Source organism: Enterococcus sp. LJL90, from assembly GCF_056924355.1.
On sequence record NZ_JBXPBQ010000002.1, the window covers coordinates 631,506 to 646,319 of the forward strand.

The following is a 14,814-nucleotide window of genomic DNA, read 5'->3' on the forward strand; positions in this document are numbered from 1 at the left end:
GAAATCCGTCGTTAGTGAACTTTAAAGTGAACCAATTTCCTCTGATAATTTTGTTATACTAGACAAAAGGGGCTGAAATAAATGAACTTAGAAGTTTCATTAGGATTAGGATTACTTGCTTCTCTAATTATGTTTTCCGGCGATATGTTGTTTTATTTTGTTACTACTCCCTATAAATCTGATGGAAGTTTAAATCCTGTGATAGATATCATGACAAAAATTCCTGAGTGGCGCTTAAAGCTGGGAAGCATCCTAGGTCCTGTAGCTGCGTTTATCTATTGCTTTGGTTTTTATCATCTGTTCTTGATTGTTGAATCAGTAAACGGTAATCTTATGTTTATAATTTATGCCACTTATTGCCTAGGGATTATAATCGGTGGGGCTTATCATTCTCATTTTATTTATCTTGGGTTAATTAGAAAACAAGACGCTTCTTTTCAAATGAAAAAAATAGTCTCAACAATCACGCTGATGGGCTCCATTTCAGTTATTTTTATAGGAATCAGCTATTTGGGTCTATTCCTCTTGTTTATGTTTGATAAAACAATTTATCCCAGATTTTTTAGTCTCATTTCACCTGGAATTTTGTATCTCTTAAAACCCCTGTGGAAATATCTTCCACAACCATTTTTAGTCATATTCTATGGCGGATGGGGGAACCTCATATCCACTATTTACTATGCGACATTGCTAATCTATGGTTAGTTTCAAAATTTTTAATACCATTAGACATAATACATGAAACCCTGAGTTAATCCACTTACAACTTTGAGTGATTTGATTTTGTTGTATCAGCAATTAAACTGCAATGTAGAAATAAAAGGAAAAAAAGTTCACAATGGATCTGAAATCCAACTTTATTTTTCTCAGCCAGTGCATAACTAGACTACTCTAAATTTACAAAGAAAAGCCCGTAAGACATTTGTCTGACTGACTCCTCTTTGTTTAAGCTTTCCTGTTAGACATTTTTTTAATTCTTAAAATCAAGAAGCTTAAGTACCTCGCAAACTAAAACAACTATAGAAAATCTTGAGTTTTTGTATCCAATAATCTTTAAATTTTTTCATGCACTCAATCGTTTATAAACTTATTCCAAGAAATAAAACAAATCATGCAAGTAATCTAAAAATTAATTCACCTTATAACTGTAATATTAAGTTACTATTCTCAATCGTTTAATATTCAAACTATCTATTTAGGTTTTTACTTCCAAATAAATACCCACCAAACTCTACTCTGGTGGGCTTTTTACAAATTACTGCTTGTAACATTCATTGAGTGAAAAAGGCTCTAGATGATTAACTTCTCAACCCTTTGCCAGTACGAATCAAATAATAGCAGACAGTGTAAAGAACCAGAACGAATAAAACTAATATCAAAATCGAAATTGTTATCGGCACGTCCTCTGTACCTAAAAAGCCGTACCTAAAACCAGAGATCATATAAACAATTGGATTGATTTTTGAAATAGTTTGCCAAATTGGTGGCAGCATTGAGATAGCATAGAACACGCCACCTAAGTAAGTCAAAGGCTGCAAGATAAAGGTTGGGACAATGGATACATCATCAAAGGATTGTGCGAAAATACCATTGAGTAATCCCGTCAATGAAAATAGAATTGCTGTCATTAATAATGTCAACACAACAATAACCCATGAATGAACATTGAGGGGCACGAACAATAGGGAAACTATCGTAACAAATGTGCCGACCAGCAAACTTCTCCCCACGCCGCCAAGAACAAAACCCCAGATGATAACATGTGGTGGCACTGGCGCCACCAATAATTCTTCGATATTCTTTTGTAATTTTTGTGAGAAAAATGAAGAAGAAACATTTGCATAAGAACTAGTAATAGCTGACATCATAATCAAACCCGGTACAATAAATTCCATGTAGGAAAAACCGCCCATATCGCCAATTCTGCCACCTATCATTTTCCCGAAAATGATAAAATATAATGAGGTGGTAATCACTGGTGGGACTAAAGTTTGCACCCAAATGCGCATATAGCGGTTCGTCTCTTTGACTGCGAGACTTTTTAAAGCTGTAAAATATAGACTAAGCATCATTTTCCTCCTGCAGATTTTTCTCTTCTGTAATTTTTAGAAATAGTTCTTCTAGACGATTCGACTTATTGCGCATGGATAAGACCTTCAACCCTTGATTGCTGAGTTGGCTGAAAATGTCATTTACTCCTTGATTTCGTTCCACTTCAACCGCTAAGGTCAGCTCATCTTCTAAAAGATAGTTGTATCCAACTATTTCAGGCGTTTTTTCAGATGGAGCTAAGTCAAAAATAAATGTTTCAAACTGTAATTTTGATAAAAGATTTTTCATACTAGTATTTTCAATCAGCTTCCCCGATTGAATGATGCCAATATTTCGACAGAGCATTTCTGCCTCTTCTAAATAATGGGTTGTTAAAATAATCGTGGTGCCATTTTGATTTAGCTTTTTTAAAAACACCCACATTTCCCGTCGAAGTTCAATATCCACTCCTGCAGTTGGTTCATCTAGAATCAATAGGTGCGGCTCATGCATCAATGCTCGAGCAATCATTAGCCGGCGTTTCATCCCCCCAGAGAGCATGCGAGCACGTTCATTGCGTTTTTCCCATAAATTGGATTGTTTTAAATATTTTTCACTACGTTTTAGTGCTTCCTTTCGTGGGACACCATAATAACCAGCTTGATTCACCACAATTTGTTGCACAGTCTCAAAAGGATTAAAATTAAATTCTTGTGGCACTAAACCAATCTGCTGTTTTGCCCTTTCTAAATCGGTATCAATATCATATCCATAAACGTTGACTTTCCCCGATGTTTTATTTACTAGTGAAGTGATAATGCCAATTGTCGTTGATTTACCGGCCCCATTTGGTCCCAAAAGAGCATAGAAGTCGCCTTTTTCAACTCGAAGGTTAATTCCTCTTAAAGCTTTTACGCCAGTATCATACTCTTTTTCTAAATTCTCTATTTCAAGTGCGTAGGTCATTCGTATTTCTCCTCATTATTAAATCATTTGTTACTTAATAAACCACTAAAGCAGTGTTCGTATCATTCTAACAGATTATTCTTTGACTTTATAACCAAATGAATTCAGTTCTTTAGTCTATTATTTAATGATTCCATTAGCTCACAACAAGTAAAATTATTAGGGCTACTCCAACATACTATCTTGAAGTGTCAAAGCCGATTTTTTCAAATATCCCATCCACTAGACTAAATGTCATTTCATCACGATTGACTTTACCCAAGACTTTATCGCTGTTTATTAGTTCAATTAGATAATCAGCCATTTGATCTGCTGTATGATATTTGGGAAAAGTTTCTTGGTAGTTAACTTTTGGAACGTTTTTGGCGACTGCTTCAAAATTAGTTTCAACAGGCCCTGGAGCTAGAATTTTCACTTTTAGCGGATGATTATTCACTTCTAATTCTTTTGCCAAGCCTTCAGTGAAAGCACAGACAAAGAATTTGCTTGCTGAATAGGCCACCGACTCATTAAAAATCGAATATCCCGCCAAAGAACCAACATTCATTAAAGTTGTTCCGACTACATCCTTGTATTGTGCCACAAATTTTGTAGATAAGTAGACTAAAGCCTTAATATTTAAGTCAATCATTTCACTGATATCTTCTAAATCCATTTGATCAACAGTTGTTTTCTTGCCAAAGCCAGCATTGTTCACAAAGGTTTCAATTTGATAGTCTGCCAAACTGGCATAAAAATCTTTCACCTCTTGTTCTTGAGTTAGATCAACTTTTTTTACAATAACTGAAACGTCAAAATTTTCTTCCAAATCTTTTTTTAGCTCACTCAATATTGCTTCATTTCTAGCAACTAAGATTAAGTTTTTTCCTAATTCAGCAAATTTGATTGCAGCCGACCGCCCAATTCCAGAACTAGCCCCTGTAATTACTGTATATTTTTTTGTCAATTTGTTGTCATCCTTTCAAAAATTACTTCTTAGTTTTCATGTACTCATCATTCATCTGCGCCTAATGTTTGGTTGAACTGTATTTCAATCCCTAATAATGAATTATAAGTTTCATCTTCATAATTTATTTATTTCGGGGAATACCTCTTCCTCCTGCGAATTATTTTAAGAATACCTGTTCAAGTCCACTTTAAGTCAAGAGAAAAGTTTTATGTTTACAAGCAACCTTTTCTTTTTTTCAATTTAATGTATTTGAAAATCAAATATTTCCTGATTAATAATCAAAGAGTTTTTATTTCTAGATATAACACCAAAACGAATAACCCATCAATCGTAGTTTGATGGGTTATTCGTTTTTTACTTTATATGAGGATATTTGTTTTTGTAATGTAGAAAAGGACAGAGAATTTTAGCTTTGACTATCAGTCAAAACAAAATGAAAAATATTATAAAAGTCTATGAAATCAGTTACTTGCAGGGCTTGGGAAAAAAACAATTCTAAGCGATATATTATATTTTAAAGATTTTCCAAAACAGCTGCTTTACTTTGAATATATTTATCAATTTCAACAGCAGCGACTTTACCAGAGCCCATAGCCAAAATGACGGTCGCTGCTCCCGTAACAATATCACCTCCCGCAAAAACTCCGGGAATAGAGGTTTGGCCTGTTTCAGGATCAGCAGCAATGTAACCCCATCTGTTCAAGGTTAATTCTGGGAAGGTATCCAAAAGAACTCGATTAGAGCCTTGGCCAATCGCTTCAATCACTGTATCGGCGTCAATTATAAATTCGCTGCCGGCAATTGCTTCTGGGCGGCGGCGACCTGATTCATCAGGCTCACCTAAAGCCATCTTGATACACTTGACTCCCATTAAATTATCTTCTTCATCGCCTAAATATTCAACTGGATTGGTCAGCCACTGATATTCAATGCCCTCCTCAACAGAATGATGATATTCTTCAATTCTTGCAGGCAATTCTTCCAACGAGCGGCGATACACCACTGTCACTTCCTCAGCACCTAATCGCTTGGCAGAACGAGCCGCATCCATCGCCACATTGCCACCGCCAATCACCACAACTTTTTTGGAATGTTTAATCGGCGTTGCATATCGAGGAAACTCATAGCTATGCATCAAATTAATTCGCGTCAGATACTCACTTGATGAATACACGCCATTCAAAGAAGTCCCGGCAATTCCCATAAAATTGGGCGTTCCAGCGCCCACTGAAATATAACAGGCATCAAAATCCGCCATGATTTCAGCCATTTTAAGAGTCTTACCTACAATGATATTGGTTTCAATTTTGACACCTAAAGCGGCAATCGATTCAATTTCTTTTCTTACAATTCTTTTTGGCAAACGAAATTCTGGAATGCCATAAGTTAGAACACCACCGGGCTCATGCAGTGCTTCAAAAATTGTCACATCGTAATTTAGTTTCGCTAAATCGCCTGCAACTGTTAATCCAGAAGGGCCGGAACCAATCACAGCAACCTTACCAAGTTTTTCAACAGATGCTGTAGGCGCAGTAGAAAAATCTTGATTTTCCAATGACCAATCCGCCACTAAACGCTCTAGCTTCCCGATGGCTACCGGTTCATAATTTTTTGCCAAACCAAGTCGACAAACTTGCTCGCATTGCTTTTCTTGCGGACAAACCCGGCCACAAATCGCTGGTAAGTTAGTGTACTTGCTTAGAACTTCAGCAGCTTTAGCCATATCTCCATCTTTAATGGCTAAAATAAAACCAGGGATATCAATCATCACAGGACACTTTGCAATACAAGGGGCGTTACGACACTGCAAACAGCGTACAGCTTCTTCTTGCCCTTCTTCAATTGTATATCCCAGACAAACTTCATCAAAATTATGACTGCGAACTTGTGGGTCTTGTTCGGCAATCGGTGTCTTAGTTCGGCTCTTTTTAGCCATGGGGAGTCACCTGCTTTCCTGGAGATGGACTTAAACAAGCCATTTCTTCTGTTTTATACTGCTTCATGCGGCTGATAAATTCAGTCCAGTTCACTTCACTGCCTTTAAATTCCGGTCCATCTACGCAGGCAAACTTGATGCTTCCGTCCACTGTCACGCGACAGCCGCCACACATCCCAGTCCCATCAATCATAATCGGGTTTAACGAAACATAGATTGGCAAGTCATATTTTTCAGCTGTTAAGGTACAAAATTTCATCATGATGCTTGGTCCAATTGCCCAACTACAATCAATTTTTTCCCGCTGAATCACCTGTTCCATCGCCTCAGTCACTAAACCTTTTTGTCCAAGCGACCCGTCATCAGTGGTCACAATGACTTCGTCAGAATAAGCTTCACAATCTTTTTGTAAAATCACTAATTCCTTCGTTTTCGCACCTAAAATAGTAATTACCCGATTACCAGCTTTTTTCAAGCCCTTTACAATCGGATAAATGGCGGCTATTCCAACGCCCCCGCCAACAATCATCACGGTCCCATAATTTTTGATTTCGGTCGGCTGCCCCAATGGTCCAGAGACATCTAAAATGCTATCATCAGTTTGTAATTTAGCTAGGTCGGCTGTAGACTTGCCAATCACTTGAAAAATTATGCGAATTTGACCAGCTTCAGGATTACTATCACAGATTGTTAGCGGGATACGTTCGCCAAGTTGATCGATTCTTAAAATTATAAATTGGCCCGGTTCAGCTTTTTTTGCAATCAACGGGGCCTCAATCCAAAAGTCAAACTCATTTTTTGAGAGTTGACTACTTTTTTTGATTTTAAACATGCTCTTAATCTCCAATTCTTCTATCTTACTTTCTTTATTCAATCAATCCTCTTTGTTGCCCCAAATAAAGACACGCCTCTAAAGCAGCTCCACCAATATTGCGGGCTTTATCTGAAATGGTTAGCCAGTCAACCTCCCTGGCTGGTCGCGGATCGACATCGCCGCATTTCAATCCTTTGGAAACAATTGCGCCATCTGCTATCAAACCTCTCACTGTACCATCAAGGGGCGACAAAACTTTTTGCTGATTAATAAAAAATAATGGCTCATCTTTTTTGACCACATCTCCTATTTGCGAGATCAATTTGACAGTTCCTGCAACCGGCGCATGAATTACCCGCTCACGACTTTTCCCACCCAATTCGCCTGGAATTCCAGTGTTGGGAAGAGCCGCGCCAGTGAAATACAGGCGCCCTAAGGAATGCCCACGCATAGTTTCAATTACTACGTCCACATCTTTTTCAGCAGTGAAGCCGGGGCCTAACGCAATTGTGATGGGGGCCATTTTACGAGTCGTCCCTAAATTTCTCTTGGCTAAAATCGCATCAACTACCACCAATGGTTGCAAGACTTCTATTGTTTCTCCTTCAGGGTCAATTAACAACGGAATGCAATTTGATTGCCACACTTTTTGACAGCCTATTGGACTATCGATAAGCTCGGCAGTAACATCCTCCACTTGAAATTTTTGCTTAAAAACTGCTGAGCTTAAAGCGACGGATCTTCTAATTGATAATGGAAAAGCAACTTCTAAAATAACGACTTTAAAACCCGCTCGTTTAAATTTTTGGATGACTCCTGTGGCAATGTCCCCACCACCTCGGACAACTACAATTGCTTCGTTGATTTTTGCCATAGAATCACTCCTGTCTGCTCCTTGACACTGCCAGCAACAATTTTATCAACAGCCGCCGATTTCCTCAGCAATTGGCTAATTTCTTCAGCACCTTTTAATTCTGTTGACGTTTCTACTTGATTAAGATACAAAATTTTCTGTCCTTGCGCTTTTTGAAAAAGTCCAGTTTCTACTAACTTTGACAATATCTGTGGCGTAATAATTTCGCCTTCTTTGGTTTCCGTTAATGAAAGAAATATAGGCAGCCGATGAACGATTTCAGCAGAAATTTTTTTACCCAGCGCTTTGATTGGTAACACACCAATAGTAGCTGTTGTGTCAGCTACTATCACGGGTTCAAAAACAGCCCAGCCTTTTAGTGGCAGTTGTTTAGAGCCATCTGCTTCCAAAAAAACTTTGTCATATTTTTTTGCTAGGGCAGAAAAGTCAACAGTTTTCAAAGCTTGTAATTTTTTCTGCTGATTTCCCATCAATAACACATCGCCAATAATGGTAATTCCCGGTAGCGCTGGCTGACTTACACTAAAGGAATCTGTGTACAAATAGTCATAATCTGCCGGCTGCGGGTAGGCAATTTTTGTAGTTGTCGAAACTAAAATCCGTTGATGGCGCACCTCTTCAGCGAGATAACGAATCAGGCTTGATTTACCGCCACTACCGATGACTGAGAAGAATTGTTTCTCTGCTGTCAAAAAACAATTGCTCAAGTCTGCCATTTTTGATAAACCCTCTCTTGATCAGTCCCGCCAATTTTGAAAACTTCCAGCAGGGGCACATTTTTTTCTTTTAGCACCTTGACGACCTCTAGAATATCCACTTGTTTTACTCTCAGGCACATATTGCATAAGTCACCAAGACTAACTGGTAGTGGTATGATGCTTGCTTCAATCGGCATTGCCTGTAAAGCCTTTTCCCCCTTCATCACACCATGCACATTTTGAAAAGTTAATAAGTAATCCATCCTCTTCACCACTTTTCTTAAAATGAAATCACTTTCCCCGCTGTAGCTAAAGTTAAACTGATTGTATACATGTTGGTAATCTCGCCAATTGCCAATTGCTCCTTGATATCAAAAAAATCTAAACAAGCGCCGCAAGTACTAATCTCTGTTCCTCGGTCTGCCAACTTTTTTAAATCCTCTAAAACTGGCGAGTCCTGATTGGTTAAAAAGACTCCTCCATGAAAGAAAATTAGCTGTGTCGGAGCTTGAGGGAGCTCCGTTAAGGAATAGATATAGCTTTGCATCATCATTTTTCCTAATTCAGGATTGCCTTCCCCTAAAATCTGTTTCCCAAAAATAACTACAAATTCTGAGGACGCTTGATTTTCTTCCTTATGTGAGTCCGGTTTTTTTAACAGAACAATAAATTCTTCAGCGGTTATCTCTTTTATTTCAACTGGTATGTGTTTCCCTTTAGCCATTTTTTTGATATTTTCAACAGCTACTTGATTGTCCACTAAAATTTCGACAAGTCCAGCTTTATCACCTAACTCTTGTAGCGCTTTTTTGGCTTCAATCACTGGAATCGGACATGGCTTGCCTAACATATTAACCGTAATTTTTTCCATACTGTTTCCTCCTCACAAAAGTTATACCAATAAGATTGCGGTCTGGCTTCGGGGGACAACTTCACCGACAATGGTCGCAACTGGGTCAGTATTTTGAATACTAGTTAATAATTCAGCAGCTTGTTTCGCTTCAACACTAATCAACAAGCCCCCAGAAGTTTGCGGGTCAAATAGAATTTCCTGCATAGCGGCATCAATACCTTTTAACGAAACATTTTTGACAAACTGGCGATTTCGCTGACCACCGGCTGTCGCTAAATATTCGCCAGCATAGGTTAAAGCCCCAGGCAATAACGGTAAGGCTTCCGTATCAATGACCAACGTAAAGTGTTCGCCCGCCATTTCTAAGGCATGACCTAATAAGCCAAAGCCGGTTACATCGGTGCAGGCGTGCACTGGAAAGTCGTGGAGATTTTGAGCAGCGTATTTATTGAGTCGTTCCATAGATTGTAGACAAATTTCTTCGTCGTCATTTTGAACAACGCCTCCTCGCACTGCTGATTGAACCAAGCCAACACCTAGGGCCTTTGTTAAAATCAGTAAATCGCCCGTTTGTGGTGTATTATTATGAATAATTTTTTGCGGATTAACTCGACCGGTCACCGCCAATCCATACTTTGGTTCATGATCATAAATTGAATGGCCGCCAGCAATCACAGCACCCGCCTCCTGTACTTTTTGCGAACCACCTAATAAAATATCTTGTAATATCGTCAAAGGTAGCTTTTGCGGAAAACAAATCATATTTAAAGCAAATAGCACTTCTCCGCCCATCGCGTAAACATCACTTAAAGCATTGGCCGCTGCAATCCGACCAAAGCGCAAGGGATTCTCCACCATTGGCGAAAAAAAATCCAGTGTTGAAATAATGCCTTCTTGATTCAGCTGATAGACCGCTGCATCGTCTGTACTATCAAAGCCGACTAACAAATTCTTATTTGTTAGTTGCGGCAATTGCTGCAAGACATCATGCAAATCACTGGCTGCCAACTTTGCACCGCAACCACCTGAGGTACAGCTAGATAAAATACTGATTTCATTTTCGTTTGTTGGATTCATCTTAAAACCTCCTGCAGTGCTTTCAGGGTGTAGGAAATTTCAGCTTCAGTATTTTCATAGCCTAAACTAAAACGCAAAGCCCCGGTTTCAAAGGTGCCGGCAGTTTGGTGGGCATCTGGCGCACAGTGCAAGCCACAGCGGGTAACGATTTGATAATCATGAAAAAGGCGGTCACCTAATTCATTCACTGGCATTTTGTCTGGCACCACTGATAAGATTGGCACTGAAGTTATTTTTTTCTGTGTACCTAAAATCCTTAGGGGCAGCTGCTGCAAACCAGCTAAAAAGTAGTCGTATAAAGCCTGCTCCTTCTTTTGGATATTCTCTAAACCAATTTCCTGCAGCCACTCAATGCTTTTTGTCAGACTTAAAATTCCAATACTGTTTAAGGTGCCTGATTCGAATCGATCTGGCAGAAAGTTTGGCTGTTCTTTTGAGTGTGAAAGACTGCCAGTTCCACCAGTCAACCACGGCTGCATTTTTTTGGCAGCCGTCTCGCTAATTAAAAAGCCGCCGATACCTGAGAGTGCGTATAAACTTTTATGACCCGTGAAGGCCAGGACATCGGCATGTAATTCCTGCATATCAAGGGGCAGAAACCCAGCCGTCTGAGCAATATCTAAAACTGTAATAATTCCCTTTTCCTGTGCTTTAGCAAAGCATTCTTTAATTGGTAAAATGGTACCTAAAACATTCGAAGCGTGAGTCAACACTAGCACTTTAGTATTGGGCTGAAAGGCTTTTTCTATGTCCTGCGAACAAAGCTGCCCATCAGGACTGCAAGAAACCTGCTGGAGAGCAACACCTTTTTTCTCTAATAGGTAGAGGGGTCTTAAGACAGCATTATGTTCAACAGTTGAAGTGATTACATGATCGCCCGGTTGAAGCAAGCCGTTTAACACCATGTTCAAAGACAGTGTGACATTGCTTGTGAAAATCACTCGAGCAGAATCTTCACCGTGGAAAAAATCATTGACAACTTCGCGGCCAATAAAAACCAGCTCGTCTTCTTGATTACCGTAACTGCGTTTATCGTTTAACTGATTATTAAACTGAAGATACCGGCAGACCTCATCTATGACAGGCTGCGGCTTTTGAATGGAGGTTGCTGCATAATTCAAATAGACATTTTGAACCAACTTAATTCCCCCTCTCCGATAATTCTAATAACTGTTGATAGCTTTCTGCTGTATCAATATCTAGTAAAAGCTCGGGCCGAGACACTGAGATACCTTTACATGATTCTGGATGATTATTACGAACAGTGCGACCCCCACCTTCTCCTGTTACCGTTTCAAGTTCAGCTCTAAAGTGATTTCCGAAAAACACTGGACTGCTGGGCGCTCCATTCGCATGTAATGGATAAACAATGTTATCACTTGTTGCAGTAACTAAAATTTCCTGCAATATTTCGGGTGTCAGTAACGGTTGATCTATTGGCAAATAAAGAAATCCATCTCCTTTTGCTGCTTTAGTCCCTAGTTGAACCGTTGTCGTCTGACCATCACAAGCCTCTTGATTCAACACAAGCTGCCACCCCTCAGGAACTTGAACTCCCGCTAAATTTTCAGGAGAAATCACTAAAATTTTTTCGAAAAAGGGATAAGCTTCAGTCAAGACAAACATTCTTTCGATAAATGTTTGTCCTTGATACCTCAGCTGTAATTTATTCTGTCCCATTCGCTTTGAAAAACCTGCTGCCATTGCTATTAATGAGATTGCTGTCATTAGCCCCACCTCAATTGCTAAAAATTTTTCAGTTTAGGTTCTCGAAGCTATCAGCGTTTCTTTTGATAAGGTGTATCTTCGATTGGTAATTTATTTCTCAACACACCGTCACGAGCGTAATACGCTCCAGCAATCGCTGGCGCAGTTGGAATGGTCGCTAATTCACCAACGCCTTTAACCCCATAGGCTAAGCCTTCATGAATATTTTCGGCTTTGACAAAGACAATATCAATTGGTGGTACTTGGGCCGCATTTAATAGACCTAGATTGGCATAACGAGCCTTCACATAACCATCTTCTAACAAGAATTTTTCGGTTAGAGCGTAGCCCATCCCCATCACGATGCCGCCTTCAATTTGTCCTTCACAGGCCTTAGGATTAATTACTTGTCCCACATCGTAAGCCGCAACAAAGCGTTCGACTTTGCCTTTTTCATCTAAAATTGCCAACTCAGCCGCATACCCGTAACCCGCGTGACTGACGGGATTTTTTTTGTCATTAATTAATGGATCCGTCACTGCCGAATATTCGCCGTAAAATTCTTTGCCTTCTAAATCTGTCATACTACGCCCCATATCTAATTCATAGCGCAGCTGCATGGCAGCTCTTCTAGTTGCTTCACCAGTAAATAAAGATTGTCGTGATGCGGTTGTTGTTCCTGAGTTCGGCGTTCGCTTAGTGTCAGGACTTTCAGCGATAATCATTTCAGCAGGTAAATTCAGCGCTTCACAAGCGATTTGAGTTGTGACCGTCGCCATGCCTTGACCGATACAAGCTGCACTTGTCCGTACATGGACCTTGCCTTCTTCAACGGAAACAATGCAGCGGCCAACATCTGGTAAGCCAACCCCAATTCCGCTATTTTTAAAGAAGCATGAAATCCCTGCTGTTGGTGCAGCATCGTAGGCCTCTTTGACCGCCATCAGAGACTCCTTCAGCGCCGCATTATTGGACACCAATTGTCCATTTGGTAAAGAGTCTCCCGGTGACACAGCATTCAAATAACGAATTTCCCATGGCGTAATCCCGACCTTACTCGCTAGTAAATTTAAATTATTTTCTGTAGCAAAAGCAGTTTGGCAAACACCAAAACCACGAAAAGCACCAGCTGGTGGATTATTGGTGTAAACCGCTGAGCCTTCAACATCAATCGCCTCGTAAATATATGGCCCCGCCGCATGGGTACAGGCTCTTTGCAACACAGGCCCACCCAAAGATGCATAAGCACCGGTGTCTGAGTAAATAACTGCCTTCATTGCGGTTAAGCGACCTGTTTCGTCACATCCAGTAGTGAAATCCATTTCCATTCCATGCCGTTTCGGATGAACCATCAGACTTTCTTCCCGGCTCAATAGAACCTTGACAGGCTTTTGTAAACACCAAGCCGCCAATGAGGCATGATGCTGTACACTCATGTCTTCTTTTCCGCCAAAACCACCGCCGACTAATTTTGCTTGAACGTGGACTTTTTCTCGATCTAAGCCGAGCATGCGAGCCACTTCCCGCTGTTCATCATAAATACTTTGACCAGCGCTATAAAGTAAAATGCCATCATCCTCTGGCATTGCAATCGCACATTCTGGCTCCATAAAAGCGTGTTCATTAATCGGCACTGAATAATGTTCCGTTACAATATGAGCCGATTTCTGCAAAACTTCCTCTGCATTGCCTCTGATTAAATGCTCATGGGAAAGTAAATTCCCCTTTTCATGAATCTTCGGCGCCCCTTCCGCTAGGGCGGCCTCTACGGTGGTCAATGCAGGCAGCTCTTCGTAGTCAATCTCAACTAATTCTTTGATGACTGCTAGACTTTCTTTTTTCTCAGATACCACTAACGCAATTGCATCCCCAACATAGCGGGTAATATCTCCAACAGGAATCATCACATCCCAGTCGGAAATAAATTCCAGATGGCCAATTTTATTATTGCCTGGAACATCCGCTGCCGTTAAAACCGCAACACAGTCTGGATGAGCCAAGGCTTGTTTTGAATCAATCGCCAAAACTTTAGCTCGTGGATAGGCCGCACGAATGGCAGAGGCGTGGAGCATGCCCGGCACTTCAATATCATCCACATAAATTCCCGTACCTAAAGTTTTTTCAACGGCATCGACCCGTTGGAAATCTTCCCCTAATTTGCCGCTGGAGTGGACTTCTGGAATCGGTAATTCTTCCCGAAACATTTTAGCAGCCAGCTTAATCGCTTCAATAATTTTGACATAACCGGTACAGCGACAAATATTCCCTCTGACCCCTTTACGAATTTCTTCATCTGTTGGATCTGGCTTTTTATTCAGCAAGCCCTGTGCTGAAATTAAAAATCCTGGAATACAATAACCACATTGAACGGCACCCGTCTGAGCAAAAGCGTAAGCGTATACATTTTTTTGCCGTTCAGATAGACCTTCAACCGTCAGAATTTCCTTCCCTGCAACTTTTTCCAAGCTGAATAAACAAGCCTTTGAAGTTTTCCCGTTAATCAGAACGGTACACGCACCGCAGGCCCCTTGATTACAACCATCTTTAGTAGCGGTTAATCGTAAATCATCCCTTAGAAAATCCATCAGTTTTTTATTTTCTGAACAGCTTACCGGTTGATCATTTACTGTAAAAAAGTACATTTTTGCACCTCAATTCACTATTATTTTATGCTTTGATTATATCACAATAAAATAAACTAAAAAATATTTTTAAGCAAAAAAACTTTTTTCGTTTAAAAATTTGAATAACCGACATAAAAGCAAAAATAGCCACAAAAATACCCAACCGATTATCAGTTTGTCTTTTCCAAAGTAGACAATAATTCACAAAAATTACTTTCGACTATTGCTTTACTCGCTTTCGCCTTCTATTTGAATTAGAAATTTTAGAGAATAGCAATCATAGGA

General features: G+C 39.9%; 14 protein-coding genes. 1 reads left to right on the forward strand and 13 read right to left on the reverse strand.

All coding sequences use genetic code 11. The features are described 5' to 3' along the window. The first annotated feature begins 81 nt into the window (after positions 1–81). Positions 82–705, forward strand: coding sequence for a DUF6796 family protein (locus AC1Z3S_RS07935; RefSeq protein ID WP_461739909.1), 624 nt, complete (start codon positions 82–84; stop codon positions 703–705). Positions 706–1,298: 593 nt separating this feature from the next. On the opposite strand, the gene AC1Z3S_RS07940 is transcribed toward AC1Z3S_RS07935, so the two are convergent. The 13 genes from AC1Z3S_RS07940 to xdh all read right to left on the reverse strand — a co-directional run bounded on the left by AC1Z3S_RS07940 (position 1,299) and on the right by xdh (position 14,547). Continuing rightward, a complete protein-coding gene (locus AC1Z3S_RS07940) occupies positions 1,299–2,069 on the reverse strand; it encodes an ABC transporter permease (RefSeq protein ID WP_461739910.1) in 771 nt (256 codons plus the stop codon). Further along, on the reverse strand, positions 2,062–2,997 hold the full coding sequence (locus tag AC1Z3S_RS07945) for an ABC transporter ATP-binding protein (protein ID WP_461739911.1): 936 nt from the start codon (positions 2,995–2,997) through the stop codon (positions 2,062–2,064). Before AC1Z3S_RS07945 ends, AC1Z3S_RS07940 begins: the two co-directional genes overlap by 8 nt. Positions 2,998–3,175: 178 nt before the next feature. Next, the gene (locus tag AC1Z3S_RS07950) at positions 3,176–3,943 is read right to left on the reverse strand and encodes an SDR family NAD(P)-dependent oxidoreductase (protein WP_461739912.1); all 768 of its coding nucleotides are present in this window, start codon (positions 3,941–3,943) and stop codon (positions 3,176–3,178) included. A gap of 517 nt (positions 3,944–4,460) precedes the next feature. Then, positions 4,461–5,882, reverse strand: a complete 1,422-nt coding sequence (gene gltA / locus AC1Z3S_RS07955) for an NADPH-dependent glutamate synthase (RefSeq protein WP_461739913.1) — start codon at positions 5,880–5,882, stop codon at positions 4,461–4,463. Beyond that, complete coding sequence (locus AC1Z3S_RS07960) at positions 5,875–6,714, reverse strand: sulfide/dihydroorotate dehydrogenase-like FAD/NAD-binding protein (RefSeq protein WP_461739914.1); 840 nt, start codon at positions 6,712–6,714, stop codon at positions 5,875–5,877. Before AC1Z3S_RS07960 ends, gltA begins: the two co-directional genes overlap by 8 nt. Before the next feature lie 34 nt (positions 6,715–6,748). Then, positions 6,749–7,570 (reverse strand): selenium-dependent molybdenum cofactor biosynthesis protein YqeB, encoded by an 822-nt coding sequence (gene yqeB / locus AC1Z3S_RS07965; RefSeq protein WP_461739915.1) that lies wholly within the window; start codon positions 7,568–7,570, stop codon positions 6,749–6,751. Further along, complete coding sequence (yqeC, locus tag AC1Z3S_RS07970; protein WP_461739916.1) at positions 7,543–8,286, reverse strand: selenium cofactor biosynthesis protein YqeC; 744 nt, start codon at positions 8,284–8,286, stop codon at positions 7,543–7,545. The genes yqeB and yqeC overlap by 28 nt, the downstream gene beginning before the upstream one ends. Continuing rightward, the gene (locus tag AC1Z3S_RS07975) at positions 8,274–8,531 is read right to left on the reverse strand and encodes a putative Se/S carrier protein (RefSeq protein ID WP_461739917.1); all 258 of its coding nucleotides are present in this window, start codon (positions 8,529–8,531) and stop codon (positions 8,274–8,276) included. The genes yqeC and AC1Z3S_RS07975 overlap by 13 nt, the downstream gene beginning before the upstream one ends. A 17-nt stretch (positions 8,532–8,548) precedes the next feature. Continuing rightward, the gene (yedF, locus tag AC1Z3S_RS07980; protein ID WP_461739918.1) at positions 8,549–9,139 is read right to left on the reverse strand and encodes a sulfurtransferase-like selenium metabolism protein YedF; all 591 of its coding nucleotides are present in this window, start codon (positions 9,137–9,139) and stop codon (positions 8,549–8,551) included. Positions 9,140–9,160: 21 nt separating this feature from the next. Continuing rightward, a complete protein-coding gene (gene selD, locus AC1Z3S_RS07985) occupies positions 9,161–10,198 on the reverse strand; it encodes a selenide, water dikinase SelD (RefSeq protein ID WP_461739919.1) in 1,038 nt (345 codons plus the stop codon). Continuing rightward, positions 10,195–11,337, reverse strand: a complete 1,143-nt coding sequence (gene sclA / locus AC1Z3S_RS07990; protein WP_461739920.1) for a selenocysteine lyase SclA — start codon at positions 11,335–11,337, stop codon at positions 10,195–10,197. Before sclA ends, selD begins: the two co-directional genes overlap by 4 nt. Before the next feature lies 1 nt (position 11,338). After that, positions 11,339–11,926 (reverse strand): NTP transferase domain-containing protein, encoded by a 588-nt coding sequence (locus AC1Z3S_RS07995; RefSeq protein ID WP_461739921.1) that lies wholly within the window; start codon positions 11,924–11,926, stop codon positions 11,339–11,341. A gap of 50 nt (positions 11,927–11,976) precedes the next feature. Next, complete coding sequence (xdh, locus tag AC1Z3S_RS08000) at positions 11,977–14,547, reverse strand: selenium-dependent xanthine dehydrogenase (protein ID WP_461739922.1); 2,571 nt, start codon at positions 14,545–14,547, stop codon at positions 11,977–11,979. Positions 14,548–14,814: the final 267 nt, after the last annotated feature.